The sequence below is a fragment of the Bradyrhizobium sp. Arg237L genome (genome assembly GCF_029990105.1).
GTDB lineage: Bacteria > Pseudomonadota > Alphaproteobacteria > Rhizobiales > Xanthobacteraceae > Bradyrhizobium.
On the sequence record NZ_JAQMIL010000011.1, the window covers coordinates 23262 to 49893 of the forward strand.

Annotated in this window: 20 protein-coding genes and 1 pseudogene; 10 read left to right on the forward strand and 11 right to left on the reverse strand. The window is 59.4% G+C overall.

What is annotated here, in order from left to right; genetic code table 11:
• Positions 1-10 precede the first annotated feature (10 nt).
• Positions 11-1294 (forward strand): ABC transporter substrate-binding protein, encoded by a 1284-nt coding sequence (locus OZ411_RS08985; RefSeq protein ID WP_282527650.1) that lies wholly within the window; start codon positions 11-13, stop codon positions 1292-1294.
• 130 nt (positions 1295-1424) lie between these two features.
• Positions 1425-2264, forward strand: a complete 840-nt coding sequence (locus tag OZ411_RS08990; protein ID WP_165421098.1) for an ABC transporter ATP-binding protein — start codon at positions 1425-1427, stop codon at positions 2262-2264.
• A gap of 14 nt (positions 2265-2278) precedes the next feature.
• Here OZ411_RS08990 and OZ411_RS08995 read toward each other — a convergent pair whose 3' ends face one another.
• Positions 2279-3436 carry an AGE family epimerase/isomerase gene (locus OZ411_RS08995; protein ID WP_282527651.1) on the reverse strand — a complete coding sequence of 386 codons (1158 nt, stop codon included), beginning with the start codon at positions 3434-3436 and terminating at the stop codon, positions 2279-2281.
• A 93-nt stretch (positions 3437-3529) separates the two neighbouring features.
• On the opposite strand from OZ411_RS08995, the gene OZ411_RS09000 reads away from it, so the two are divergent.
• Both OZ411_RS09000 and OZ411_RS09005 read left to right on the forward strand, forming a co-directional pair.
• Complete coding sequence (locus tag OZ411_RS09000) at positions 3530-4756, forward strand: AMP-binding protein (protein WP_282527652.1); 1227 nt, start codon at positions 3530-3532, stop codon at positions 4754-4756.
• A 92-nt stretch (positions 4757-4848) separates the two neighbouring features.
• Entirely contained in the window at positions 4849-5397 is a 549-nt protein-coding gene (locus OZ411_RS09005; RefSeq protein ID WP_282527653.1) for an HAD family hydrolase, read from the forward strand.
• On the opposite strand, the gene OZ411_RS09010 is transcribed toward OZ411_RS09005, so the two are convergent.
• The 4 genes and pseudogenes from OZ411_RS09010 to OZ411_RS09025 form a co-directional block, all read right to left on the reverse strand.
• Entirely contained in the window at positions 5394-6056 is a 663-nt protein-coding gene (locus OZ411_RS09010) for an N-acetyltransferase (protein ID WP_282527654.1), read from the reverse strand. The two genes, OZ411_RS09005 and OZ411_RS09010, sit on opposite strands and share 4 nt — an antisense overlap.
• A 200-nt stretch (positions 6057-6256) precedes the next feature.
• Positions 6257-6424, reverse strand: a pseudogene (locus OZ411_RS09015) (UDP-glucuronate 5-epimerase); the annotation flags it as partial.
• A 162-nt stretch (positions 6425-6586) separates the two neighbouring features.
• On the reverse strand, positions 6587-7372 hold the full coding sequence (locus tag OZ411_RS09020) for a class I SAM-dependent methyltransferase (protein ID WP_282527655.1): 786 nt from the start codon (positions 7370-7372) through the stop codon (positions 6587-6589).
• Positions 7373-7498: 126 nt separating this feature from the next.
• Positions 7499-9868, reverse strand: coding sequence for a hypothetical protein (locus OZ411_RS09025; protein WP_130578652.1), 2370 nt, complete (start codon positions 9866-9868; stop codon positions 7499-7501).
• Between the two features lie 455 nt (positions 9869-10323).
• Here OZ411_RS09025 and OZ411_RS09030 point away from each other — a divergent pair, with 455 nt between their 5' ends.
• The 6 genes from OZ411_RS09030 (at position 10324) to OZ411_RS09055 (ending at position 15438) form a co-directional block, all read left to right on the forward strand.
• Positions 10324-10653 (forward strand): hypothetical protein, encoded by a 330-nt coding sequence (locus OZ411_RS09030; RefSeq protein ID WP_282527656.1) that lies wholly within the window; start codon positions 10324-10326, stop codon positions 10651-10653.
• A gap of 313 nt (positions 10654-10966) precedes the next feature.
• Positions 10967-11734, forward strand: coding sequence for a glucose-1-phosphate cytidylyltransferase (rfbF, locus tag OZ411_RS09035; protein WP_130578651.1), 768 nt, complete (start codon positions 10967-10969; stop codon positions 11732-11734).
• A gap of 2 nt (positions 11735-11736) precedes the next feature.
• Positions 11737-12819 carry a CDP-glucose 4,6-dehydratase gene (rfbG, locus tag OZ411_RS09040; RefSeq protein ID WP_282527657.1) on the forward strand — a complete coding sequence of 361 codons (1083 nt, stop codon included), beginning with the start codon at positions 11737-11739 and terminating at the stop codon, positions 12817-12819.
• Positions 12816-13367: a dTDP-4-dehydrorhamnose 3,5-epimerase family protein gene (locus OZ411_RS09045; RefSeq protein ID WP_282527658.1), complete on the forward strand. Its 552-nt coding sequence runs from the start codon at positions 12816-12818 to the stop codon at positions 13365-13367. Before rfbG ends, OZ411_RS09045 begins: the two co-directional genes overlap by 4 nt.
• Positions 13364-14590 (forward strand): class I SAM-dependent methyltransferase, encoded by a 1227-nt coding sequence (locus OZ411_RS09050; protein ID WP_282527659.1) that lies wholly within the window; start codon positions 13364-13366, stop codon positions 14588-14590. Before OZ411_RS09045 ends, OZ411_RS09050 begins: the two co-directional genes overlap by 4 nt.
• Positions 14587-15438, forward strand: coding sequence for an NAD-dependent epimerase/dehydratase family protein (locus OZ411_RS09055; RefSeq protein ID WP_282527660.1), 852 nt, complete (start codon positions 14587-14589; stop codon positions 15436-15438). The genes OZ411_RS09050 and OZ411_RS09055 overlap by 4 nt, the downstream gene beginning before the upstream one ends.
• A gap of 3 nt (positions 15439-15441) precedes the next feature.
• Here OZ411_RS09055 and OZ411_RS09060 read toward each other — a convergent pair whose 3' ends face one another.
• From OZ411_RS09060 to OZ411_RS09085, 6 genes are all read right to left on the reverse strand, one after another.
• Positions 15442-16176, reverse strand: coding sequence for an SDR family NAD(P)-dependent oxidoreductase (locus OZ411_RS09060; RefSeq protein WP_282527661.1), 735 nt, complete (start codon positions 16174-16176; stop codon positions 15442-15444).
• Complete coding sequence (locus OZ411_RS09065; RefSeq protein WP_282527733.1) at positions 16173-17528, reverse strand: FAD-binding oxidoreductase; 1356 nt, start codon at positions 17526-17528, stop codon at positions 16173-16175. The genes OZ411_RS09060 and OZ411_RS09065 overlap by 4 nt, the downstream gene beginning before the upstream one ends.
• 11 nt (positions 17529-17539) lie before the next feature.
• Positions 17540-18487 carry a glycosyltransferase family 2 protein gene (locus tag OZ411_RS09070; protein WP_282527662.1) on the reverse strand — a complete coding sequence of 316 codons (948 nt, stop codon included), beginning with the start codon at positions 18485-18487 and terminating at the stop codon, positions 17540-17542.
• Between the two features lie 332 nt (positions 18488-18819).
• A complete protein-coding gene (locus tag OZ411_RS09075) occupies positions 18820-24390 on the reverse strand; it encodes a glycosyltransferase (RefSeq protein WP_282527663.1) in 5571 nt (1856 codons plus the stop codon).
• Positions 24383-25750, reverse strand: a complete 1368-nt coding sequence (locus OZ411_RS09080; RefSeq protein WP_282527664.1) for an ABC transporter ATP-binding protein — start codon at positions 25748-25750, stop codon at positions 24383-24385. The genes OZ411_RS09075 and OZ411_RS09080 overlap by 8 nt, the downstream gene beginning before the upstream one ends.
• Entirely contained in the window at positions 25740-26558 is an 819-nt protein-coding gene (locus OZ411_RS09085; protein WP_130579469.1) for an ABC transporter permease, read from the reverse strand. Before OZ411_RS09085 ends, OZ411_RS09080 begins: the two co-directional genes overlap by 11 nt.
• Positions 26559-26632 lie beyond the last annotated feature (74 nt).

Here is a 26632-nt window from a genome sequence, read left to right on the forward strand (position 1 = left end):
AGGAAAGACCATGACGATTAGATCTCTTTTGAGCACGGCTTCGCTGGCGCTGCTGATCGGCGGCGCATCCGTGGCCGCGCAGGCCCAGATCGCGATCGGCCACCTCGCCGACTATTCCGGCGGCACCTCGGACGTCGGCACGCCCTACGGCCAGGCCGTCGCCGACACCTTTGCCTGGGTCAACAAGAACGGCGGCATCGGCGGCAAGAAGCTCAATGTCGATACCAACGACTACGGCTATCAGGTGCCGCGCGCGATCGCGCTTTACAAGAAATGGTCGGCGCCCGACAGCAAGGTCGCGGCGATCATGGGCTGGGGCACCGCCGATACGGAAGCGCTGACCGGTTTCCTCGCCCAGGACAAGATCCCCGATATTTCCGGCTCCTATGCGGCAGCGTTGACCGATCCGGAAGGCACCAGCGGCAAGGCCAAGCCCGCGCCCTATAATTTCTTCTATGGTCCGAGCTATTCTGACTCGCTGCGCGCCATGCTGATGTGGGCAGCGGACGATTGGAAAGCCAAGGGCAAGCCGGGCAAGCCCAAATTCGTCCATATGGGCGCCAACCATCCCTATCCGAACGCGCCGAAGGCGGCCGGCGAAGCCATGGCCACCGAGCTCGGCTTCGAGGTGCTGCCGCCGCTGGTGTTCGCGCTCACCCCCGGCGACTACTCGGCGCAATGCCTCAGCCTGAAGAGCTCCGGCGCTAACTACGCCTATCTCGGCAATACGGCGGCCTCCAACATCTCCGTGCTGAAGGCCTGCAAAGCGGCAGGCGCCGACGTACAGTTCCTCGGCAACGTCTGGGGCATGGATGAGAACGCGGCCAAGACCGCCGGCGATGCCGCCGACGGCGTGATCTTCCCACTGCGCACCGCGGTCGGCTGGGGCGGCGATGCGCCCGGCATGAAGACGGTGATGGAAATCTCCAAAATGTCGGATCCTTCCGGCAAGATCTACCGTCCCGTGCACTATATCGCAGCCGTCTGCTCCGCGCTCTACATGAAGGAGGCGATCGAGTGGGCCAACAAGAACGGCGGTGCGACCGGTGAGAACGTCGCGAAGGGCTTTTATCAGAAGAAAGACTGGGTGCCGGCAGGCATGGAAGGCGTCTGCAACGCCTCGACCTGGACCGAAAAGGATCATCGCCCGACCACGAAGGTCGATCTCTACCGCTCCAAGGTCACGGGCTCGACCGACGGCGATCTCAACGACCTCATGGCCAAAGGCACGATCAAGCTCGAGAAGGTCAAGACCGTCGAACTGCCACGCAAGCCGGAATGGCTGGGGTGGTGAGGGAGCGGTCCGTCCCACGCACACGAATTGTCATGCGCGGGCCTGACCCGCGCATCCATCAAGAAACAACGCTTTTCGAGCGATGGATTGCCGGGTCAAGCCCGGCAATGACATCCGAGGGCATTACGAGATGACCCAAACCGTCGAAGCAACTCACCCGGCACCGAGCGCGGTCCCCGCGCCGCCCCTCCTCAGTGTCAACAACATCGAGGTGGTCTACGACGACGTCATCCTGGTGCTGCGAGGCCTGAGCCTCGAAGTGCCCAAGGGTTCGATCGTAGCGCTGCTGGGGGCCAACGGTGCGGGCAAGTCGACCACGCTGAAGGCGATCTCGGGGCTGCTCAAGACCGAAGACGGCGAGGTGACGCGCGGCGAGATCATCTTCGACGGCGAGCGCATCAACGGCATCGATCCCGACAAGATCGTCCGCCGCGGCATCTTTCAGGTGATGGAGGGACGCCGCATCATCGCCGACATGACGTCGCTGGAGAATTTGCGGCTCGGCGCCTTCACCCGCAGCGACGGCGAGGTCAATGCCGACATCGACATGGTCTTCAACTATTTCCCGCGCCTGAAGGAGCGTACGGGGCTGGCCGGCTATCTCTCCGGCGGCGAACAGCAGATGCTGGCGATTGGCCGCGCGCTGATGGCGCGCCCGAAGATGATCCTGATGGACGAGCCGTCCATGGGACTGTCGCCGCTGCTGGTCAAGGAAGTGTTCGCCATCATCAAGGAGATCAACCGCGACCTCGGTGTCACCATCCTCCTGGTCGAGCAGAATGCGCGGGCGGCGCTGTCGGTGGCGAGCCACGGCTACATCATGGAACAGGGCAAGGTGGTGCTCGACGGAACCGCCGACGAATTGCGCGACAACGAGGACGTCAAGGAATTCTACCTCGGCGGCGCCGGCGACCAGCGCAAGAGTTTCAAGAACCTCAAGAGCTTCAAGCGGCGGAAGCGGTGGCTGTGAGCGTAGCCGGGTGCCTATTGCAGCACCTGCTCCGCTTCCGTAACCGCGCAAAGAACATGATAGAACGAAGACGCAGGGATGGTGTCGACCAGCGACTTGCCGTCGCGGTCGAACTGATCGTACCAGCCGCCCGCAACAGGGTGGCTCAGATAATGCCGCTCAAGGCGCGCCAATGCGGCGCGCGCCTCGTCGGCGGCACCCGCCTCGCCGGCTTCAGCTTGCGCAATCCAGGCCTTTGCGATCTCGCTCTGCGGCCACAGGCGCCGAGAGTGACGCCGGATACGGCCCTCAACATTGCCCTCATCGGTGAGGCAACCGGTCGCCTCGTCGCGGTAGCGCAGCGCCGACGCCAGCAATTCACCGCGATAGCGTCCCGTCGGGCAGCCCGTGATGCGCTCAAAACCCTTCAACAGCCAGACCCATTCGGCCAGGTGCCCGGGTTCGACGCTGATGGGCGAAATCCTCGACCAGTCGTCTTCAAAATATTCGCCGAGCACCTGGGTCTGCTTGTCATAGAGATTGGCAAGAAACAGCGCAAAGAACTCGCCGGCGCGCTGCTGAAACGCCAGATCATGTGTTGCATCGAATACGGCGATCATCGCCTCGAACAGATGCATCTGCGGATTTTGCCGCCGCGGCAGGGACGCCGGCGTCCCCTCGAGAAAGCCGCCATTCGGCGAGCGCAGGTGCCCATCGAGATAGGCGAGCAGCGCATCGATCTCCGAGCGCACCTGCGCGTCGCGATCAAGCCCGTAAACGGTGGCGAGCGCGAGCAGCACGAAGGCGTGGTCGTAGGTGTCGCGCCGCGCATCGAGCACCCCGCCGTCGGCCGTCAACCTGTGGACAAAGCCCGGCCGGCCGTCCGGCGCCTTCGCCTTCGTCAACAGGTGATCGAGCCCCTTCAGAGCGATCTCACGGCCTTCCGCGTACCAGCCCATCTGCGCGGCTTTGGCGTAGCAGTAGATCTGCCGGGCCTGAACGAATATGCGCCGCGGCGCGAGCCGATCGGCGCGGCCGTCGGGATCGAGCCGGTCGACGAAGCCCCCTGCCGCATCGTCCCAGCCTTCTGTGCACCACAACGGCAGACAGTGATCGATGACGCGACGCTTCAACCTGCCGACGACATCGGCATCGGAAGGGCCGCTCGCTGCGGCGGTCTGCATATCTGCCATTGCATTTCCCGGAGCATCGCCAGTTCGGCGGGAAGCCGTCTGATAGCACGTCGAAGGCGGAGCGCAATTGGCGCGAACCCGTGAGGATGACCCATGACGGATCACTATGACGCCCGCGAAACCCGCGATCCCGCCCAGCGCGAGGCGGAACTCTTCGCCCGCCTGCCGGAGGTCCTGCGGCGGGCCATGGCGGCTCCGGCCTATGCCGAGCGCCTCGAAGGCGTCGATCCTGCCACCATCACCAGCCGCGCCGCGCTGGCGCGCCTGCCGGTGCTGCGCAAGTCGGAACTCCCGGCCCTGCACAAGGCCGCCCCGCCCTTCGGCGGCCTCGTTGCCGGGCCGCCAGGATCGTTTGCGCGCCTGTTCACGTCACCGGGACCGATCTTCGAGCCTGAGGCCGCCCAGGCCGACGCCTGGCGCGGGGCGCGGGCGCTGTTCGCGGCAGGCTTTCGTCCGGGCGACGTGGTGCTCAACACCTTCAGCTACCACCTCACCCCCGGCGGCTTCATCTTCGATACCTCCGCCCGCGCGCTCGGCTGCGCCGTGATCCCGGCGGGCCCCGGGAATACCGAGCAGCAATTCGAGCTGATCGAGGCCTACCGGCCGATCGGCTACAGTGGCACGCCCGATTTCCTGAAGATCCTGCTCGATGCAGCCGAGAGCGCCAGCCGCGATGTTTCCTCGATCAAGCGCGCGCTGGTGTCGGGGGCGGCTTTTCCGAAATCGCTGCAGGAGGAGATCAAGTTGCGCGGCATCGACGCCTATCAGGCATTCGGCACTGCCGATCTGGGCATGGTCGCGTTCGAGACCGAGGCCCGCGACGGCATGGTGGTCAACGAGGACCTGATCCTCGAGATCGTCAGGCCCGGCACCGGCGCCCCCGTGGCGGAGGGTGACGTCGGCGAGATGGTGGTCACCTCCCTCGACCCGCACCACCCCTGGATCCGCCTCGCACTTGGCGACCTTACCGCGGCCCTGCCCGGGGCAAGCCCGTGCGGGCGTACCAATATGCGCATCAAGGGCTGGATGGGGCGCGCCGATCAGACGACAAAGGTCAAAGGCATGTTCGTGCGCCCCGAACAGATCGCCGAGATCGGCAAACGCCATCCGGAGCTCGGGCGGCTGCGCCTGGTCGTGACACGTTCCGGCGAGACCGACGTGATGACGCTGAAGGCAGAAACAGCCGCGGCGAGCACAGCCTTTCAGAGCGAGCTCGCAGCGACCTTGCGGACGGTGACCAAGCTTGGCGGCAATGTCGAACTGGTCGGCGCCGGCGCGCTGCCGAACGACGGCAAAGTGATATCGGACGAAAGGAGTTGATAGAGACTTCGAGGAAATATGGACTTGCGACAAGTTATCGGCAAGAAAACTCTGATTGGCGTTAGGCACTGAGCATCGATAGGCAGAATTGGATGGCCGCAAGAAGACCAGCAGTCTTTTTCGATCGTGACGGAGTGCTGAACGATGATACCGGCTATGTATTCGAGATCGGCAAGTTGAAATGGATAGAGGGCGCACGCGAGGCAGTAAAAGCCGTCAATGATGCGGGATACTTCGCCTTTGTGATCACCAACCAGTCGGGCGTCGCCAGAGGGCTATACGACGAAACTCAAGTGACCGCGTTACATGAGTGGATGGCAGCCGAGTTGGCGAAGATCGGAGCCCGTATAGATGCGTTCGAATATTGCCCATATCATCCTGAAGCTACGATAGAACGCTATCGTCAGATCAGTGACCGACGCAAGCCTGCACCGGGCATGATAACCGATCTATTGAAGCGCTTCCCGATTGACATCGACCGGAGCATTCTTGTCGGGGACAAGCCTACCGATCTAGAGGCGGCGCGCGCCGCCGGGCTGAAAGGATACTTGTTTTCAGGTCAGAATTTGGAGCGGTTCGTGAAACCGCTCCTGCAATCGAAAAAGACCAAAGCTGATCAAGATGACGGACGAGACGCCTAGCGGACCTCCATGCGGATCAGGCGTTGGCCCAGCTCATATTTGAGGATGTCCTTAGGGCCAGGGTGTCGTACCAGTTCCGAGCCGTTCAGAACATAGAGGTCATCGGTATGCTTGCAGCGCCATTCGCCCTGACCGCTTAGCGGCAGATCGATCTTCTCGCCAAACGCACTCACCCAGCCGACCTGCCGCGCAGGCGTTCCCACCATCATTGACCAATCCTTCGAGCTCTTGGTCAGCGTTGCGCCTGCAGCGAGGAAAGTGCCGACGCCACAGGTAATATCGGGAACCACGGTGGAGTTTGCGCCAAGCGTGGTGCCAGTTTTCACCAGCGTCTTCTTGAAGACAGCATGGCGGTTGACCGCGGCACGGGGAAAGGAGATGTGGGTAAACACCATGTACGGCGCACAGAACACGAAATCCTCGAGCTCGACATGCGAGAAGATCGAGACCGAATTGCCAAGCCGGCACGCATTGCCGACGATGGCATTGCGCTCGACATAGGTGTTTTGGCCGAGGCTGCAGTTCTCGCCGATCACCGCACCTGGCGCGACGTGGGAGAAATACCAGACCCTGGTGAACTTGCCGACCTTCGCCCCCTCCTCGACCACGGCGCTCGGATGGATAAAGGGTTGTGGATCATCTGATTCCGGCGTCCTCATGCAGGATGCTTCTCCTCCCTGGCGCGTTCACAGCACCCCATAGTCGCTGCTGATGCGCCCCTTGACCGCTCCATCCTATATTAAGAAAATCCTTTGCGGATCAAGGCGGAAGTGCAGAAAACCGGCTGAACCCCGAGCCATCTATCCCGATCTTCTGATTAAGACGGATCCCGGACAGGTGAACGGGGGGCAGTCCTCGCTCAGACCTTGCGATATTCGCGATACCAGTTCACGAATCGTTCGATGCCACCCTCAATCGTGGTCGCAGGCTTGAACCCGATGTCGCGCGCGAGATCGTCGATATCGGCGTAGGTCGCGGGCACATCGCCCGGCTGCATCGGCAGCATTTCCTTCGTTGCCGTCCGGCCTTTTCTCAGCCGGCTCGTGGTTGGAATCTCTTTGGGGGGTAGCTCCAATTGGACCGTGAGAATGAGCACCCACACGAGTGTGGAACAAAGGTTTTCTAATAGCGGTGCCGGAAACGGTGTCGGCACCGCTTCGATGAGCAATATGACTGCGTAGCGTCTTGATTAGCGCTTGCGCCGTAGAATAGTCGCGTCTTGCCCTCCCTTTGGAATATCGAAGTATCCGGACCATTGACCAGGAAGAACATCACCAACGACCTCCAGTCCGGACGAAGCTACAAGCGCTTGCATCTCGGTGTCTATATAGGCGACGGCGCCCATTGGCGATTTTGGATCGTTGATCAAACAGCCTTCTTCTAGGACGTGCTCGAAACGAAGATTGAACGGCGTGAGATTGACCGTTCTTGCCTTCGCGAGGATTTCGTCGTTCACGATAAACCACGTCGCAAAGGCGGTGCCGGTGGGCTTCAACACGCGGGCAAATTCGCGCAGATAGTGCGCGATATCCACCTTCCTCATGTGCGTAAAGACCGACCATAGGATAATTCGATCGATGGAGGCATCTGGCGGTGGAAGCCTCACGTCGGTCGTTCTCATCGTGCCACCAGGATTATGAAGCTGGTCGCCAATATCGAAATGGACAAATTTGAAGTTTGGATGCCTTACAGTGATGTTGTCGCTGCACCACCGGATCGAATCCTTAACGATATCAACGCCGATATAGCTGCCCTTCGCGCTGAGGACATTTGTAAGCGGGATCGCGTCCCGTCCGATGCCGCAACCGATCTCTAGAACAGCATGATCTGGATCGATCGGGGTGTGCTCTTTGAGAGCGGCCATATGGAATTCGCACATCGGCTCAAACGTGTCAGGGCCCCCTCCGGTAAGGTTCATCAGGCGGATTGGAATGTCATAGCCAAAATGGCGCGTTATTGGCTCTCTTAGCGACATTAGGATCCCCTCGTTACCCAGACCATGATGTCTAGCAGCCTAACCTGATTGTAAGCAAGTCGCCCTTCGGACCGGCTTGGCGCCGCCTATCGATGCGGTTGGACCTATCGTTTTCGGCACAAGCACTTAATCGCCATAAGCTCGAAAATCGAGGTCCTGGGCGGTCTCAGAACTCTTCCAGGCGGCTATCAGTCCCTGGCCGACCGGTTCATAGGACAATTGCAGCAAGGTCTTTCCGCCGCTGATTTGAATGATCGGTTCGAAGGTGAACATGGCATAGTTGTTGTCGCGCACAAGTGCGGCGTTCAACCGTGACTTGCCCAGAACGTTCCCGTTGTCGTCGAGCACTGAAAGGGTCAAGAGCCCCTTGTTGATTTGTCCGTAGGTGGATAGACGAACGTCAATTGCTCGGATGGTGTGAGCCGGAGTGGGAATTTCCGCGGTGATCGTGGTCCGAATGAGGGATGGGACACCTTTCCGCCCATCAGCGAAAGTCGAAACAAATCGCGAAGACGCCGGTTGGCACGGAGTACCCTCGTCGCAGTCTATCTTCTCCCAGGACACGGAGAAGGGCTCGTTGTAGTCGCTAAGGTTCTCGCTCTCGAAGCGGATCGCAACGACCTTCGGTCCTTCCCAATCGAGGCCACCGAGGAATTTATAGAGCGTGGAATAATTCTCAAAGAGCGGAGCTATCCAGACGCCGGTCATCAGGTGCGGCGGCATCAGCCGATATCTTTGCTCGGTGCCGTCCGAAAGGATGTAGACGAGGTGTATCGGGCTGAGGCGGAAGAGTGCCTCTTTGAGTTTCGAGGAAAGAGATTTGGTGAGATCAACCTTGACCCGCAGAATTGCCGAGGTCGGCGTCGGAGGCAAATAAATCGTTTTGTTCCAGCGCGCCAGTTCCGACTTGAAAGGCGTCGGCTCGCTAAAACCTCGCTCCGCGTCCGAGAGGCGTTCCAGCAAGCCAACCTGAAGTTTTGAAGGGTCATTCTCCACGAACACTGTTCGATAGTGTCGCATCACCTGCAGGAACGCGATCGGATCATCGAAAAGTTGGTGACGGTCGTCGACTCCGGCGATCGAGTCTCTCGGATGATGCATGATCAGAAAGCTTGGCGCGTTTGGACCCCGCAAAAAATCGGCGTTGAGGCTATCGAGATGTTCCGTAAAGGCATTGAAATGCTGAAAAACCGGCTTGAGGCGCCAGTTCAGTTGGGGATTGGCAGCCACAAGGCTGAGTTCATAGGAATATGCGTCGACCGTCTTTTTGCCGATGCGATTCAGAGTATCGGCCTCGAGCCGAGAACCCGCCAATTGTGAGTCTGAGACCTGCCGGAGGTACAATCGATACTGCGAATAGTGACGGAGGTGAGCCAACGGCTCCAGCCCGCCAGCAATTCTAGGCGTGAACTTGAGATTAGCATTGTCAAGTGCTGTTGCGGCCAGGAGTGTGATGGCAGTCGCCCCGAGGATGCCGATCGTAGGTCGGTAGAAGGCAAGGGTGAACCAACCATTTATTGTGTTACTCGCCGAGGCTGGCGATTTGCTCAGATGCAAGATCGAGACGCAGAACGTCGAGAACGCCAGGATGATAACGAGCGCGAAAACGTGAGCGTCGTATCGAACGACGCCATGTTTCCAGGCGATGGCGACCAATGGAATTATGGTTGCCAGCGCATGCAAGTTGCGCCAGCGGGGCAGCAGTCCAGCGAAGATCGCGAGCAGCGCCATAGCCGACAAGAACAGGCTTAAGCTTAGTCTCTCGTTTGCTCGAGAGGCGCTCATTGACGCGGTATATCCGGCGGACAATTGCAGTGAGTTGTAGAAATATGAGGAAATTCCTTCGACGGATCCACTGAGGATAATCCAGGCGACACAGAAACTCACCGCGGTTGATATGATTGCGACAGCGGCGCGTCGAGAGATCTGGCGAATTGAGGTGAACGGTACCAGCGTGCTTGCGATTATGGCACCGAGGCAGCTGACGCCAATCGTCACCTTCATCAAGAGCCCGACAGCAGCTATCAGTCCGCAGCATGCGATGATCGGGGTCCTAAACCGAGGTTCTTCATACCCCAGAAATAACAGCAGCATGACGAAGCACGACGGCAGTCTTTCGATATCGATGTAGCCGGATACAACTGCGCCGAGGGCAAGTCCCAGGATCGCGCTCCAGGCCTGTGTACGGCTGACGACGAAGTAGCTCATTGCCGCCGCAAAAGCTGAATACACGATGGTCCAGAAGACGTACCCCACCGTGAAATTGCTGCCGACGTCTTCGATTGCGAGGAGAAATCCGAGCGGTCCGTAGGTATAGATGATATCGGTTCCAAACCGCGCCCCGGTGGAAGCCCCGAGGTTCAAGATGTAAGGAAATGACTCGTCCAGCCCCGGGAGCATCGGTATAACCGGCACTCGGTATGCCTGCAGAAAGATGATCAGCGCGCCGATCCAAAAAAGAAGCGGGTACCTGCGGCAAATCCCGATATCAACCAATATAAGCTCCCCCACGTATCATGACCATTCCGCGAGAAAGCCTCGTATCATTCGCGCAAAACTGGTGCAACCCGCGCTGCACAAGCAGTCCGTGGCATCTAACTAAAGTGACCTGCTCCCCTGTTTGCCCTCGTTTATAAGGGGAGAGTCTGTTCTGAGTTTGGCCCCGGTTGGGGCGAGTTGCGAACTCGGGGTCGTCTACGGACTTGATCGATTCTCTCGGTCCCGCGCAGCAATCCGAAACAACTAGTGCGTGGGATTGCGTGGTATTCGAAAGGTTTTCAGCGACAACCGCTGTTCGACTTTCGCGGCGCGCCGGCGCGACAAAGAAGAGCCAGTTTGTTGCCTGGCTTTCCGGCAGTGATGCAGTTGTCCATATCAATCGGAATGACCGCCAAATCTCCCTGAGTAGTGGTGTCTGACCAACTCGCCCGCTCCCATGGGACGACCTTGACATGGTCAAAGATGCGGCGCGCTATATCGAGCGTTCTCACCCGGCCAAGCCAGGGAGTTGCGCGCTTACCCGTCATTGCCTCCAAAACCCTTCTTATGCACGCACGCTCGAGGCGGTCGGCAGCAGCCAACTCGCATGCCGCGACACCGCGCAGTGGATAGGGGCGTTGGATCAATTGATTGGCAGCGAGGAAGCTCCTGCCCGAGCTTACACACTAGGCCGCCAGTATGTTGAGCGCGTGTTAACGAAAGCAGCTCAACTCCAGGCTTGGGATGACGTGCTCACCTCGATCGGGATCGATATATCACACGCCATGCGGCCAGAATCTTGAAGGATCAAAATCGATTCCCTGCGCGAGCCCAGTGCCGATCGGCTGGCCCGACAGCGCGGAGCTAGTCCCCTTGGGCGCGCGGCCTGACCGCAATCACGACGAGCAATCCGAAATTGCATCTTTACGGCCGATTGGATACTCAATCGGTTTGGGGTTAGGGGCGAGAGATTTTCTCCAGATAACAATAGCTTAAGAACGTCGAAGCATTGAGGGCGCACAGCAGGTATTGTAAACTGGTCGACGCGGATATTTTCAGCGCAAAAGATCGGCTGAACGTCTATACAAGGCTAGCTGAACGGGGACAGGACGGCGGATGAAAGTTGTTATTTTGGCGGGCGGCCTGGGAACTCGCATCAGCGAGGAATCTCATCTGAAGCCCAAACCCATGATCGAAATCGGCGGCAAGCCGATTCTCTGGCACATCATGAAAATGTACTCGCACTACGGCATCAACGAATTCATCGTGTGCCTCGGCTATAAGGGCTACGTGATCAAGGAGTATTTTTCGAACTATTTTCTGCACACGTCGGACGTGACGTTCGACATGCGCGACAACAAGATGGAGATCCACGAGAAGTTTGCCGAACCGTGGAAGGTCACGCTAGTCGACACCGGCGAAGCGACGATGACTGGCGGACGGCTGAGGCGTGTCGCGCCGTATCTCCGCGACGAGACGTTCTGTTTCACCTATGGTGACGGCGTATCGGATATCGATATCGATGCGCTGATCAAGGTGCATAAGAAGACAGGACGGCAAGCAACCGTCACGGCGATCCAGCCACCCGGACGATACGGCGCGCTTCGCATCGACGACGGCAAGGTCGAACAGTTCCAGGAAAAACCCGCCGGCGATGGCGCCTGGATCAATGGCGGCTTCTTCGTGCTCGAACCGTCCGTGATCGACTACATCGAGGGCGACGCTACGGTCTGGGAGCAGGCGCCTCTGCAGACGCTTGCGGCAAAGGGGCAACTCACCTCCTACCAACATGATGGTTTCTGGCACGCGATGGACACGTTGCGCGACAAGAACCAGCTTGAGGATATGTGGGCCAAGGGCCGCGCGCCCTGGAAAAGCTGGTAGAGATGTTTTCTGACATCTATAGCGGCCTGCACGTCCTCGTGACGGGTCACAGCGGCTTCAAGGGAAGCTGGCTGACGCTCTGGCTGGAGACGCTGGGCGCGCGAGTTACCGGCATTTCGCTGCCGCCGGAAACCAGCCCAAACCACTGGGACATCCTGCGCCTCGACATCAATTCGAACTTCATCGATATCCGCGACCAGGAGGCGCTGGAGGGCGCCATTCTGAAGACACGGCCCGATATGGTCTTCCACATGGCGGCGCAGCCGCTGGTGCGCCGGTCCTATTGCAGCCCGGTTGAGACCTGGGCTACCAACGTGATGGGTACGGCCCACGTGCTCGAGGCCTGCCGCAAGCTGTCCGGGCTCAAAGCGGTGGTCGTGGTGACCACGGACAAGTGCTACGAGAACAAGGAGTGGGTTTGGGGCTATCGCGAAATCGATCCGCTGGGCGGTCACGATCCCTACAGCGCCTCGAAAGCCGGTACAGAGTTGGTGGCAGCGAGCTTCCGACGGTCCTTCTTCCACACAGCGGGCAGCCCGTTGCTGGCAACGGCGCGTGCAGGCAACGTGATCGGCGGCGGTGACTGGTCGGAAGACAGGCTGATTCCTGACGTAGTACGGTCGATCGGCGCCGGCCAATCGGTCGAGATACGCTCGCCCAACGCCACGCGGCCCTGGCAGCACGTGCTGGAATGCCTGTCCGGCTATCTTCTGCTTGGCGAGCGTCTGCTCAAGGGTGATCAGTCGTGCCTCGGGGCCTGGAATTTCGGACCGGACCGCGACGGCAATCGAACGGTCAAGAATGTTCTCGAGCAGATGCAAGACGCCTGGCCGGCCGTTGACTGGCACCGCACAGATCAGGAGCAGCCGCATGAAGCCAGACTGCTGCAGCTTGATACCAGCAAGGCGCAGAGCGAACTGGGTTGGCGGCCGGTCTGGAACTTCCAGGAGGGTGTCGCGGCAACTGCCGAGTGGTATCGGGCTTGGCTCGAGCGCAATGAAGCGCTGAGCCGGATCCAGCTCGAGCGCTATATTGCTGCGGCCAGCGCGCGCGGCCTTGTCTGGACGAGGGGCCGCGGGGCATGAAACTGGTCCAAACCGATATCGCCGGGGTCTGGATCGCCGAGACCAGCGTACTTTCGGATCACCGCGGTTCGTTCCAGCGTCTGTTCTGCGCCAATGAGGAAAGCTCCATCATCGGCACGCGCAAGATCGTCCAGATCAACCAGTCGATCACCCGCGCTGTCGGTGCGGTCCGTGGCCTGCACTATCAGAAGCCGCCAATGGCGGAGATGAAGATCGTGCGCTGCTTGCGAGGTCGGGTGTTCGATGTCGCGGTCGACCTTCGCAAGGACTCGCCCACCTTCCTGAAATGGACGGCAATCGAACTTGCTCCGGACAACCGTTGCTCCTTCGTGATCCCCGAAGGATGCGCGCATGGCTTCCAGGTGCTGGAGGAAAACTCCGAACTATTGTATCTGCACACGGCATTCTATTCGTCGCCGGACGAGGGTGCCATTCGATTTGATGATCTGATGGTCGGGGTCGCCTGGCCCCTGCCGCCAAGAGACTTGTCCGCACGTGACTCCTCACATCCCTATCTTGATGCTGGCTTTAAGGGCATAGAGCTATGAAGTGCCGTCACTGTCACGCGCAACTGCAACACGTGTTCCTCGACCTCGGGCACGCGCCACCCTCGAACGCCTATCTGTCGGAAGCGCAGCTCCGCGCGCCGGAGACGACCTTCCCGCTGAAAATCCTCGTCTGCGACACGTGCTGGCTGGTGCAGACCGAGGATTATACCGCAGCGGACGAGTTGTTCTCCAGCGACTACGCCTACTTCTCCTCGACCTCGCAGGGATGGCTGAGACACGCCAAGGCCTATTGCGACAAGATCACTGAAGCGTTGCACCTCACGCGCGACAGCTTCGTCATCGAGGTGGCCTCCAACGACGGATATCTGCTGAAGAACTTCGTTGCGGCGGGCATCCCCTGCCTCGGCATCGAACCGACCGCAAGCACCGCGGATGCCGCCGAGAAGATCGGCGTGCCGGTGCTTCGCGCGTTTTTTGGCGCGGCCACGGCGACAAAGCTCGCTCAAGGCGGACGGCAGGCCGACCTGATCTGCGGCAACAATGTCTACGCCCACGTACCTGATATCAACGATTTCACTGCGGGCCTGCGGATCGCGCTCAAGCCGGGCGGCACGATCAATCTTGAGTTTCCGCATCTCAAGAACATGATCGCCTGCAACCAGTTCGACACGGCCTATCACGAGCACTTCTCGTATCTGTCGCTCACGGCGGTCGCCCGCATCTTCGAAAAGGCCGGCCTGCGCGTGTTCGATCTCGAAGAGCTGCCGACCCATGGCGGTTCTTTGAGGATCTATGGGTGCCATCAAGACGATCCGCGGCAGACGACGGCGGCCATGACCGCCATGCTGGCTGAGGAGAAGCACTTCGGATTGCAAGACCTCCGCCTGTACCAAGCGTTCCAGCAAAAGGCCGACAAGGTCAAGAACGACTTCCTCGGCTTCCTGATCGAGCAGAAGCGCGCCAGCAAGTCGGTCGCCGCCTATGGCGCCGCCGCGAAGGGCAATACGCTGATGAACTATGCCGGGCTAAAGCACGACCTCATTAGCTTCATCTGCGATGCGGCACCCTCCAAACAGAACAAGTTCATGCCCGGCAGCCACATTCCCATCCTGCCTCCGGACGAGCTTGCCAGGCGCAAGCCCGATTGGGTTGTAATCCTGCCCTGGAACATCTCCTCCGAAGTCCTGCAGCAACATGAGCAGATCAAGTCATGGGGCGGCAGGTTCGTGGTGGCAGTTCCGGAGCTGAAAGTTCTGCCATGAAGGTCGTGGTGACCGGCGCGACCGGCTTCGTCGGCCGGCATGTCGTTGCCTGTTTCCTGCGCGAAGGGCATACCGTTGTCGCCGTGGCCCGCGATGCCCAACGCGCCGCGACGATGCCCTGGCGTAAGCAGGTGAAATTCGTCTCCTGTGACCTTGCGGCCGATTTCCAGCTCGTCGTTGAGCATTCTGGAGAGGCCGATGTGCTGGTCCATCTGGCGTGGCCCGGCCTACCGAATTATCGTGATTTCTTTCACATCGGCCGTAATCTGCCGGCCGATCTCGCTTTTTTGGAAGCCGCCGTCGCGGCGGGAACACGCCAGTTGATGGTGGCCGGCACCTGCCTCGAATACGGCATGCAGCATGGACCCTTGACCGAGGAGATGGAGACTAGGCCCCATACGCCCTACGGCTTCGCCAAGGATGCGCTGCGCAAGAGCCTGGAGATGTTGCAGAAGCAGCGGCCGTTCACGCTGCAGTGGCTAAGGCTGTTCTACATGTATGGCGAGGGACAGAATCCGAACAGTCTCCTAGCCCAGCTTGATCGCGCGATCGAGCGCGGCGATGCCGTCTTCAACATGTCTGCCGGCGATCAGCTGCGGGATTACCTGCCGGTCGAAGAAGTCGCCGCCGACTTCGTCCGGGCAGCGACTAACCCAGAGCGCTGCAGCGGTGCGATCAACTGCTGCAGTGGGCGCCCAATCTCGGTTTTCGATCTGGTGCGGCAGCGATGCGAGAGCCGCGCCAGCCCGATCCAACTCAATCGCGGCCACTATCCCTACCCCGACTACGAACCGATGGCTTTCTGGGGCGTCCCCGCCAAGCTCGCTCCTTTGCGCCAGGCGACTTGAGGGTTAAAAATCGAGCTTCTTGTAGATCCGCCACGGAAGCCAGGCGACCGCAAGCGCGATCAGCCACCAGAACCGTGGAAAAAAGCACGCGCCGAAATCGCGCCCTTCCGTCGCAGAGACATAGCGCGCGACCTGTTCCGGCGTCACCACAGGAAACAGGAGCCGCTGGCCAAACGACTGCTGCGTCTCGATATATCCAAGCCGATACAGCTGCACGATGACGCCGGCACCCGCAGTGAGATGACGCAAACTCTCGAAATAGCTTTCCAGTCCACGCTTCGCCGCCGAGTAGATCACATTGGCCTTGCGGCCGCGCACGGCAGCGATCGATCCGAAGCCGACGATGCGCGCTTTGGGTCGCCGCAGCAGGCCCGGCAAGAATCGCGCCGTGACGGCAGTCACGACAGTCAGGTTGCTGTTGAGAATGGCAAGGGAAGCGTCTGCATCCAGTTGCGCTCCATCGTCCCGCCGCGAGAATCCGATCGGAAAGTAGAGTTCATCGATATCGTCGATCTCAGTGGCCGCGGCGGAAATCCGCTCGGCAAAAGCGTCGGGATCGCGGGCGTCCGCGGCGACCGTGACGACAGTTGCGCCATAGACGAGGCGCAGATGCCGGGCCAAGGCATTGAGGTCTTCTGCGTCGCTTGCTGCGAGAAGAAGCCGCTTGCGGTTGGCCGCAAGCGCTTCCGATAGCGCCCGGCCGACGCCGGCTGAAGCTCCGACCACGAGGGCGGTCACAGCTTCAACCGTTCCGACAGATCCGAGCGGAACAACCGCTTCGAATCGAACGCGCGCAAGGCCTCACGAAACCGGTCCGCTTCGGGGTAACACACGTCGACGACCGCGCGCGGCAGCCGCGAGTCTTTGATGATGTTCGGGATTCCGCCAAGCTCGATCATCCGCTGGTCCAAGAACGCCATGAACATGTCGGCGTCGGCGCCGGCCGGCATGTTCAGCGCCAGCGAAATGCCGTCGCCCGTATAGCGCAGCAGCTCGCGTGAGCCAGCAAAAAACTTGGCGGAGGACAGCGTGATCGGCAGCGGCTTCTCACGAAGATAGCCGTGGATTGCATCCACATAGTTCGTGGCGGCAGCGTGGGGCAGTATCGCCTGATATTCCCGGAAGCCGGCGGCGCCGAAGAACTGGAAATAGGCTTGCGCCTTGTGGGTTGGAAACAGCGCGTCGGCCAGCGCCACGACTTCCCCGTTGCGCGCGAATCGCTGCTGCCAGCGATAGAAGAAGTTCAGCATCCGCGTCGAGAGCCGGTTCAAGAGAGACACCGGTAACCTCGCGCGACCATCCGCCGACAGGACCGGTGCCTCCGATAGGCCGGGCGTTGTGGCTGGCGCTCGGTCTTGCGACACGAAAGTTCCTTGAATCAGGAAACCCTCGCCAAAGCCGGCGCCGGCCGTGCTCATGTCGTGCCATGTGTACGAAAAATCTGCATTTCGGGCCGCCTCACGTAGGCAATTGAACCCCTGCTCCGCGCTCGAGAACGGCGCAGCGCGGATCTCCACCCATGGGATTGGCGCGGCACAGGCCCGCAGCCGGGCGCGAACGATGTGGCCGGTCAAGCCGTAACCGCCGCAGGTCAGCCTGAACAATTCACCGTCGCGCTGCGGGGACAGCTGCAACGTTCCATGCGCCGGATGAACGAGCGTGACCTCTTCGACCTGGTTGATAAAGGTCCCGTCCCGGGTCTGGTTCTTGCCGTGAACGTCGGCTGCGATGCATCCGCCAACGGAAATGCGCCCATGACCCGGCTGGACCGGCAAATACAGGCCGCGCGCGGACAGAAAACGATGCAGGGCGTACAGCGTGATGCCAGTCTCCACCTCGACCACGCTGCGGCCAGTGTCGAAATCGAGTACCCGATCGAACCAGCGGTGCGAGACCGAAAGCCCGTCGGCGAGAAAACTCGCGCCCGCATAGGAAAGGCCCGCTCCTCGCGAAATTCGAGGGGTCTCGTCGATCACGCCGCGCCAGAAGCGATAGCGGTCCGGCTGCTGCAAATAGCCGCGCGCCCGCACGCCGCCGTCGAAGCTGACGAAATCATGGACCGCCTGCGGTACGCCGTTGCGCGATTGCATGGCGGCTTCGTTCAAGGCGTCACGACGGGCGGCTGCGCATGCGTATGGCGCCGGTTCATGACATAGTTCGGCCGTCCCAATCCGTTCTTGTAGGATCGCGCCACATAGAGTGCAGTGAACGACGCGGTCAAACCCAGAAAAGTACAGCCGCTCAGCACGTTGAGCAGCATCAACCATGGATTTCCGCTCAGAATCTGTATGACGCCGAGCACCCCCGTCAGCAAAAGCCACATCGGAAATACATAGATCGGTAGACGCAGCGGCAGCGTCGTCGACGAAAGAATTCCGGCGATCGCAAAGATCGTCATCCCCAACAGATTGTAGTTGGTCTCGCCCGCGATACGGCGCTCCCGCTTGTAGGGCAGACCGATGCGATTGAATCCGACCCGCGAGATCGAGGCACGAATGAAGGGGAAGGAGTTCTGTTCATTGACGATGGCGTCACGGACCTCCGAGGTCATCAAGGAAAATTCAGCCATGTAAAGAATGATATCGTCGTCTGCGAGCAGACGGACGACGTGATAGAATGCCTTGCGCATCATCTTAATCGGCCTCGCCTCCGCGCGGTCAACGCGCGCGCCATAAACGATATCGAAACCCTTCTCGTAATAGCTCACGAAATCGAGAAGCATTTCCGGCGGATCTTCGCAATCCACATCAATGAACGCGATGATGTCGCCCTCGGCGTTTCGCAGTCCGCATTCCAGCGAGCGTTGATAGCCAACATTCGAGCTGAGCGTGATCACATAGACAAAGTCGTATTGCGCGCGCAGCTTGCAGATCTCGCTGTAGGTCCCATCTCTTGAAGCGTTGTTGAGAAATAGCAGTTCAACATGATAGTTCGCCAGCAGCTGCTGTATCACCGGCAGGGCGCGCGAAAAAAACAGCGGAACAGTTTTCTCCTCGTTATAGACGGGACAGATAATCGTAAGCCGGAGACGCTTCCTGCCCTGTGTCACTTGCCATACCCCATGGTTGATTCCAATCTCCGTGCCCGGCCGCGTCCCGCTCGCATCCAAGATGATAGTTAGCCAATGGCTGCGGATAACTTGTTCTTATAGCCGCAAAAAGTGCCTGGGCACGTCCGCTTCGATACCCTGAAATAAGGCAACTTGAGTTGAACCGCTTCTCAGTATTGCACTGCTCTCCCTTCAAACAAGCTGCTGACGTTAGCTTCGGTATTCATCATCCCCTATTCGCAGTTGGCTCTCCATTTGCGGCAGCGAAGTTGGCATTGCCTGTATGAACGGCATCGGTCGCATTTAACACCGGCACCTGTCTTTTGCCATATCTACACTCTGCAGCTAAGCGCCGTTCCATATCTCACGAGCGCGTGGCTTTCGCGCCGGACATTAGGCACTAAGCGAGTGACGACTGCGTTCCCTTGAGCTGCGCGGCCCATGCGCGCGCGGACGAGCGGCGAGAACGCCGTGGTCCACCCGTCCTTCGCTAAGAGGAGGCAAATGTCACGGGCGAGATACGACGAATGCTCGCTCATTTCCAACGGCCAGAGACCAGCGCGTTTCAAGGCCGAAACCCTAAACAAAGCGAGCAAATCGCCCGTTGTCACCACGGTCTGCGGTTTCAATGCCAATGCGTAGGGGCCAGCCCAGCCTACCTTTCGACCCACCCACGGCGATTCCAGCACACCAGCCCGATTAAGCATGTAGCATCCGTCCGAGACAAAGTCGTCGGATCCGACTACAATGCCTCCAACGGCACCGATCGTGGGATGCAGTTCAAGCAGGCGGGCCACTTCCGTTGCAGCTTCTTGTGCCTGAATAGTTAACCCGTTAGCGGCGAACAGCACAACAGCATCGGAATCAACCTTCTCCATGCTGGTCGCGTCGCCCATCCAGATCAGTTGAGGCAGATAATCGGTCTTGCGCGCAATATACAGCTCACGCGCACCGCGATATTCCGGCCAGTCCGCAACGAAGAACTGGTCGGGCTTCGCCTGACGTGCGATCTGTCGCTCGAGGACATACTTCACTGACCCTATCGAGCGGTCGTCTCCTTTCGGCTTATGGGTTGTCGAATCGGCATGTTGCCGCCAATGATAAAGCACTTCGGGAACGTGCTCGATCCGGCCGTCCGCATTGGCGATCCGCATCACGCTGTCCCAATCGTGACACCATGTGGCGCCGGGATCAGTATAGAGCCTCAGCGACAGGGCGCGCTCCCGGTTGATAGCACACAGGTGCCAAATATACGAACTGTCGAGGTTGAGTACGGGATCGAACGCAGCACGAAGATAGGGCGACACCGGCTTGCCTTCGACGAGCGCGTCTTCGTCGGAAAAAATCATGTCCGGCCGGTCCAATCGCTCGATCGAACTCGCCAAGATCTGAACGGCATCCACCGTGAGCAGGTCATCCGCATCTACCGGCACGATGTAGTCGCCCTGGGCTTTATCCAGTCCGCGACGCATGGCACCCATGATACCGAGCGACGCCGGCTCAACGACGATCGTTGCGCGCCAATGATCGGCGCCCTCGCGTACGATGTGAGCAAGCGCGTCCGGCGCAATCGGCCCGTGTGCGACAATGACCCACTCCAGCGGCTTTAAAGTTTGCGCCACAACTGACGCCGCCAACGCGTCGAGTAGGTCGATTCTCGTGCCTTCATAAACCGTCGTAATGAGCGAAACCGAGACCGTCTGAGCCGGGAGTTGGTAGCGCGACTGCCGCCGGGCAATATGCATGTCGAGCCAGTCGGAGTAGCCGAGAAGCCCGGCGTGGAGGCGCGCCAGATGCTGGAGATTGGCCTCGGGGTGGACTTCCCGGTAGGCGAGTTCCCGCTCAAGACCGAGCCTCGGGGAATAGACCCGCTGGTCGGGGATCATTGACCAGAAGCGCGACAACCAACGCGCCATCCCTTTGTGGGAAGCAACCGCGGTGTAGGTCCTGTCGACACGTGCGCGCATGAAGGGCGAATAGACCACTCTCCTGCCCCCTTCTGCCGCCATCGCGCCCAGCCAAGGGCCGAGCATTTCAATCGCGACATCTTCGCGCCGCAGTTCACCTAAGCACTGCTTCAGAAACGACGTCCTGACGACGCAATGTGCTGTCGAGACTGCCGAAGCCGTATGTGGCTTCCACATCCGCGCGCCGTAGCCAGGATCGGTCAGCGCGCGCCCCTGATCCGGACAATCGCAACCATCGCCGTAGCCAAAAACGCGGGGACCATCCACGACTGCGGAGCCGTCGTGCAGCATGCCGCCGACCATCACCGCATCAGCGAACAATTCGAGGAGCGCCATCGCGTCCCAGCGCCACTCGTCGTCGAGCGGCAAAACGCCGTTCCATTGCAGTTGGACGAGATCGCTGTCGATTCTCTCGATCGCATCGGCGATATCGGAAACGTTTCCGCGCCCCAGCACGATGGTCGCAGCGTCCGGCAGCGCGTCCGAGGCGTCATTCGCGCCAATCAGGACCGTCTGAATCGATTGCGCATCCAATCGCTTTCGCCGGAACCACCAGTCCACATTGTACTGGAACAGTGGGCTGTTCACGAGTTCGACATTTGTTGCGCCGGAGCGATCAAGAAATCTCTGCAGCGTCCGCCGGTGGGACTCGGTGATGTAGGACTTCGATTCGATGTTTCCAGACGTCGATGCGGTATGCATGCGCCAACTGTAAAGCACTTCCGGAACATGCGTCGGCTTTTTGCCGGCGAGCATGAAACGGATAAAGCTGTCCCAATCGTGGCAGCCTTCGGCAGAGCCGTCGCTGTATAAGCCAAGCTGAATCGCCAGTTCGCGATCGATGGCACAAAGATGCGCAATGTAACACGAGTGCGGGAACAGCACGGGATCCCAGTCCGGCTTGAAATACGCCGAATGAAACCGCCCCGAGTCCAGCTTGTCTTCGTCGGTAAAGAGCAGCGCAGGATAATTGTTATCCTCGATGAAGCGAGTGAGAACGCGGACGCAATCGGGCTCGATCAGATCGTCGGAATCCAGCGGCAGAATATAACGCCCAGACGCCCGTTCAAGACAGTACCGCATTCCGCCGATGATACCTAGATTGCTCTCGACGCGCTCGAGCCGCACGCCGGGATGGCGTGCGAGCCTTACAAGGGTGCCGCGGGTGCCCTCCTCTGTGGAGCCGTTGTCGAGGATCAGCCATTCGAAATGCATTCCCCCGTCCTGAAGAAAAACACTGTTGCCAAGCTCTTCGAGGAACCGAGGATCAGTGTTGTAGGCCGTGGTTACGAACGAAAGCAGGCCGGGCGTCTGATGGTACATTCCATCCCGTCGACGACGGGCGAGACTCGTCTTACGGTAGGCCTCGTAGTCGCTCTTCGCCACCGACGGCAGGCCCGGCGCCACCGATCGCGCGGTTTCCAGCGCTTGCTCGCGCATCCCTTCCAGGCGCGCAAGCAATTCCGTGACGATTCCGTTGAGGCTCTGATCCCAGTCCGTCGGCAATGCGATCGCGCCGGAGGAATCGTAACTCGGCAGCCCGCAATTGATCCGCCCTGCTGCGTTCTCGATAGCCTGCCCGACGCTTTCGGCATTCGGCTCCGCAACGATAATGTTCGGCGAGAACGCCCGCATGCGATCCGCCGTCTTTACCGAGAAGCTGTTGGTAACGACCAGCTTGCCCGACGCAGCCATTTCCAGCGGCGGATAGCTTGGATGCGGCGACAGCATCAGCGACAGCAACAGATCGGCCGTGCGCACACGCTTGGCGTAGTCGTCGAAGCTCATCCATGGCAGCGGATTGAGCATGACGCCTTCGCCGAGTGCAATCGGCGAAAGCTTTTCGCCCATCGACCAGACTTCCCAATTGTCCTTGTCGATCGCGCCGGAGGCAACGGCGCGACGCAGCGCAACGAGGCCGAGTTCGAACAGGTTGCGGCGGGCAATGCTGGGGCGAGCGTAGAACAGCAGCACCTTCTTTTTGGATTGAGAGGCGACGGGAAAATAGTGGGTGCGATCCAGGGCAGGATTGAACCATAGCGCATCGGCAACAAATGCCGGGTCTGCGAAGCGCCCCGCACCTTCCCGGACCAAATGGTCGAGCAAGAGTTGGGTATTGATCAGTGGGATATGGGGCAGGCCATAGGTTTCGAGCGCACGGGCCTGAAAGGTGGAGCCCTCGTGCAGAATTGGCTCGAAATCCTGAATCAGGTAAATGAATGCCTTATTAGCAGTATCGGCGACGGCGTACTTCGCAATTTGAGCGGTCCACCAGGCAGTCGCGAAAAATACATCGCGGATCCCGATCGAGATCGGCTTGGTGCGGTCGAATCCATCGACGATCTCGATGCGGTCCCGGGCGACCGGCCGGTTCAACAGTCGCTCCATGTAGGGGAATAGCGCGGCCTCTTCACCCTCCAGCGATGCATCGCAGGCGATCATCCGGATCCGTTCGCCGCGTTCCGCCAACATGGACGCGAGCAGCAGCGCGGTATTGGGACCGCCGGACATGCTTTTCAGGCGCAGACTCGGCAGCAGTACGTTGACGGAGGGACGATCGGCAAGGTCGTCCTCCACCTCGAGATTTAGCGGAGGGCTTAGGTGGTAGCCTGGCACTTGCGAACGGGCCTCGACATCAGAGGCGCGCGTCGGTTCGGACGCAGCGATCTCCAGGCTGCCTAGCGGAAGCGAACTCGAATGCAGGTCGAACGAACTGATCAGCCCACGATCACGAACATATTGACCGATGGCGCGCCCCAGCTGGGTGTCCCTCATGTGCTGTCGATAAAAAGCAAATCCATGTCGCAAGACAAACCTGCGAAGACGATCGGCGATCTTCGGATTGCTCCTTGAAAAGGACCGCCAGGGCGACTTCACGCCTGCGCTGAGTATCCGACGAAGACTGCCGGTCCGCGCGTCGGACGCCAGACTTCGCATGCGAGTTGCCAAGAGCCGCGGGATCGCCATTATTCGCCAACTGGTTGATCTGCGGATTTCATCGAGCTCGCGACTTAGCTGTTCGTTTCGCTGCTTCAGGTCCAAGAGCTCGCGATTCAGATCCGAATTGATCCCGGCCGAAGTGGCAAGGTCGCGCACGATCTCGGGGAACATCTCGTCGGGCGGCGCAGATCGATTGGTCCAGATATTCTTGCTTTCGTCGAAGAGCGGATCCAATTTGTACGGAGTGCCGCTCCATTCCTGGTTGGCCGGAACCACCGACTCCACGGTGCCGGAAATAACGCGCAGACCGAGGCCGTTGTTTGCGGCGGGCGATTTTCTCACCACGCACATCGAATTGATGAATTCGACCGAATGAACCAACGCCAGACTTTCTTCGGGTAGCTCGCAGCCGTATTTGCCAAAGATGCCGCGCAGAATTTCGCCGCGGGCCTTGGGCACCCCCCAATGCTCATGATTGATGACATCCGCAAGGCGCTTGAAAAACGTGATCGAGGAATAGGGATAGTAGAGCCCGCCTTCGAACTTATCCCAGTAACTGCAATGCAGATCCTCGGCGACGAAGATTCCACCCTCCGCAAGATGTGGAAAATACAGCGCGAAAGTCCTAATGATCTCGCTGGACAGATGGGACCCGTCATCGATCACGATGTCGAACTGTCCGGACCTCTGCAGTATCAGCTCCTGAGTCTGCGGATCATTCGCATCGCCGACAATGATGCCGATGCGCGGATCATCATACGTCAGGCGCTCGCAATTCGGATTGATGTCACAGCCGACGATCGCTTGCGCCTTCGGAAAGAATTGCGACCAGATGTCCAGCGAACCGCCGTTCTGGACACCAATCTCGAGCAGCCGGACCGGATGATCCCGCATCGACGCGAACAGGCGCTCATATTCATCGAGATAGAGCGTCCACTTGTCGGACATCTTTCCGGTGTGGTTGGCGTAGAGCTCGTGGAGCGTTCGTTTAATCATTCGTAACCTTCAACTCTACCCGCTCGAACGGAATGCCGACGAGCCCGTAACGAATCTTGCTTGAAGCCACGTTGACGATTAGCGCGTCATGCATCCAATGATGCTGAATGTTTTCGTAGCAGTCGCCGTCCGCGACTGATGCCATGACGGCGTACTGCCCGTTGGGAAGCATTGGCAGACGGAACTCGAACACACCCTCGAACGTCGCTCCGGGCTTGACGCGAATCGGCGTTCTATCGGTGAACGGAAGGGTATTCTCTCCGAACAGATCCTGTCCCAACCGATCCCGGATCAGAAATCCCAGGATCGGCTTCTCCAGTGGACTATGCGCCTTGGCGCGGACTGTCATGCGAACGCGCTCGCCGCCTTCATATATCCCCTGCTGACCAGCCGACAATTTTGTCAAAGAAACGGATTGAATTTCAGCCTGTCCGGTCTTCCAGCCGGTCGCGACGGCGGTATTATCGCGCACCTTGGCCACGGCCCCGTAATCCACAGCCAACGCCGTGTGCGGATCCTCCGGCGATGTTTCGGACGCTGGCCCGCCAACCGTTTGGTCCGACGCGACCGAAATCAACTTGGCCTCTTCGCCGTAAACTTCCTGGAGCGTGAACTGAAGGTAAGTTTCAGAGACCTCTTTGGACGGGCCGGTCATCCGGACCTGACCGTGGGACAGCCAGATCGCGGATTCGCACAGATTCTGCACGGCGCCGGTATCATGGCTGACAAACAACAAGGTGCCGTGTTTTTGAAACTCTCGGATGAAGCGCATGCATTTTTGAGTGAACACCGCATCCCCGACTGCGAGCGCTTCGTCGACCACAAGAATGTCGGCGTCGACATGTGCAATCACGGCAAACGCCAGCCGAACATACATTCCGCTCGAGTAGGTCTTCACCGGCTGCTCGATGAATTCGCCGATGTCAGCAAATGCGGCTATCCGCTCAAAACGCTTGTCGATCTGCGGCCGCGTCAACCCATAGAGCGTTGCAGCCATATAGACATTCTCGCGACCGGTGAATTCCGGATTGAAGCCCGCTCCGAGCTCGAGCAGCGCAGCCACACGACCGTTTATCTTGATCGTACCGCCGCTCGGATTTAGAGTTCCGCAGATCATCTGCAATAGGGTCGATTTTCCGCTGCCGTTGCGCCCGACGATACCGACCGTTTCGCCCTTCTTGATCTCAAACGAAACGTCTCTCAGCGCCCAGAACTCACGAAAATACTGCTGCGGCGCCTTGCCAATCAGCGCCTGCAACCGCGGGAATAAGGACTGCTTCAAACGGTCGTGCGGCTTGTTGTAGATCTGGTAGCACTTACTGAGGTTCTCTACCTTAATCGCGGTTTCGTCAAAGGACATCGGCGAATCCCCGGCGCGTCTTTTGAAACCAGACAAAACCACACCACGCGACGAACGCCCCGCCCAGAAGATAGATCAGAAACATGGATAAGTCCGGCACCTTTCCCCAGAACAACACATCCCGCGTCTGCTCGATCGCGGGCGTGATCGGATTGAGGAACAACAGGCTGCGATATTTCTCCGGAAACGCACTCACTGGATAGAAGATCGGCGACAGGAACATCAGGACCGTGGTGATCATGCCCATGAATTGCGCGACATCGCGCAAATAGACACCGAGCGAAGCCAGAAACCAACTCACCCCCAGGATAAGAAGCAGTAGCGGCAGCAAAACCACCGGGATCAGCACGACCGTGAGATGCGGCACTCCAAACAAGAACAGATACGCAATAAACCACACGCACAGGCTCACCGCGCCATGAAAGATCGCCGAACCGAGCGCAACACAAGGAAGTATCTCCAGCGGAAAAACCACCTTCTTGACGTAGTTTACGTTGCTCAGGATCAGGCTGGGCGCGCGGTTCAGGCATTCCGAGAAAAGCGTGAATACGATCAGTCCGGGAAACAGCACCATCGCAAACTCAGTCTTCGAGTCGCTCCCGACATTCCAGCGCATCTTGAAGACGGCGCTGAAGACGAAGGTGTAGATGACGAGCATCAGAATCGGATTGAAAAACGACCAGAAAAGCCCAAGCACCGACCCGCGATAGCGCCCGACAACTTCCCGTTGCACCAAAGCGCGCATCAGGTCACGGTTGCGCCACAGGCGTGCCAATATTTTCACAGGAGAAATCGAAAAAACCTGCATCAGGCAACCGCTGCAACTGCAAATCGCACGACCGACGATTCGTTACTGAGCGACGCCTGGTAGTGGACGATCCG

Coding starts and splice junctions, on each gene's coding strand:
- OZ411_RS08985 (WP_282527650.1), top strand. CDS start 11: ATGACGATTAGATCTCTTTTGAGCACGGCTTCGCTGGCGCTGCTGATC.
- OZ411_RS08990 (WP_165421098.1), top strand. CDS start 1,425: ATGACCCAAACCGTCGAAGCAACTCACCCGGCACCGAGCGCGGTCCCC.
- OZ411_RS08995 (WP_282527651.1), bottom strand. CDS start 3,436: ATGGCAGATATGCAGACCGCCGCAGCGAGCGGCCCTTCCGATGCCGAT.
- OZ411_RS09000 (WP_282527652.1), top strand. CDS start 3,530: ATGACGGATCACTATGACGCCCGCGAAACCCGCGATCCCGCCCAGCGC.
- OZ411_RS09005 (WP_282527653.1), top strand. CDS start 4,849: ATGGCCGCAAGAAGACCAGCAGTCTTTTTCGATCGTGACGGAGTGCTG.
- OZ411_RS09010 (WP_282527654.1), bottom strand. CDS start 6,056: ATGAGGACGCCGGAATCAGATGATCCACAACCCTTTATCCATCCGAGC.
- OZ411_RS09020 (WP_282527655.1), bottom strand. CDS start 7,372: ATGTCGCTAAGAGAGCCAATAACGCGCCATTTTGGCTATGACATTCCA.
- OZ411_RS09030 (WP_282527656.1), top strand. CDS start 10,324: ATGGTCAAAGATGCGGCGCGCTATATCGAGCGTTCTCACCCGGCCAAG.
- rfbF (WP_130578651.1), top strand. CDS start 10,967: ATGAAAGTTGTTATTTTGGCGGGCGGCCTGGGAACTCGCATCAGCGAG.
- rfbG (WP_282527657.1), top strand. CDS start 11,737: ATGTTTTCTGACATCTATAGCGGCCTGCACGTCCTCGTGACGGGTCAC.
- OZ411_RS09045 (WP_282527658.1), top strand. CDS start 12,816: ATGAAACTGGTCCAAACCGATATCGCCGGGGTCTGGATCGCCGAGACC.
- OZ411_RS09050 (WP_282527659.1), top strand. CDS start 13,364: ATGAAGTGCCGTCACTGTCACGCGCAACTGCAACACGTGTTCCTCGAC.
- OZ411_RS09055 (WP_282527660.1), top strand. CDS start 14,587: ATGAAGGTCGTGGTGACCGGCGCGACCGGCTTCGTCGGCCGGCATGTC.
- OZ411_RS09065 (WP_282527733.1), bottom strand. CDS start 17,528: ATGCAATCGCGCAACGGCGTACCGCAGGCGGTCCATGATTTCGTCAGC.
- OZ411_RS09075 (WP_282527663.1), bottom strand. CDS start 24,390: ATGATTAAACGAACGCTCCACGAGCTCTACGCCAACCACACCGGAAAG.
- OZ411_RS09080 (WP_282527664.1), bottom strand. CDS start 25,750: ATGTCCTTTGACGAAACCGCGATTAAGGTAGAGAACCTCAGTAAGTGC.
- OZ411_RS09085 (WP_130579469.1), bottom strand. CDS start 26,558: ATGCAGGTTTTTTCGATTTCTCCTGTGAAAATATTGGCACGCCTGTGG.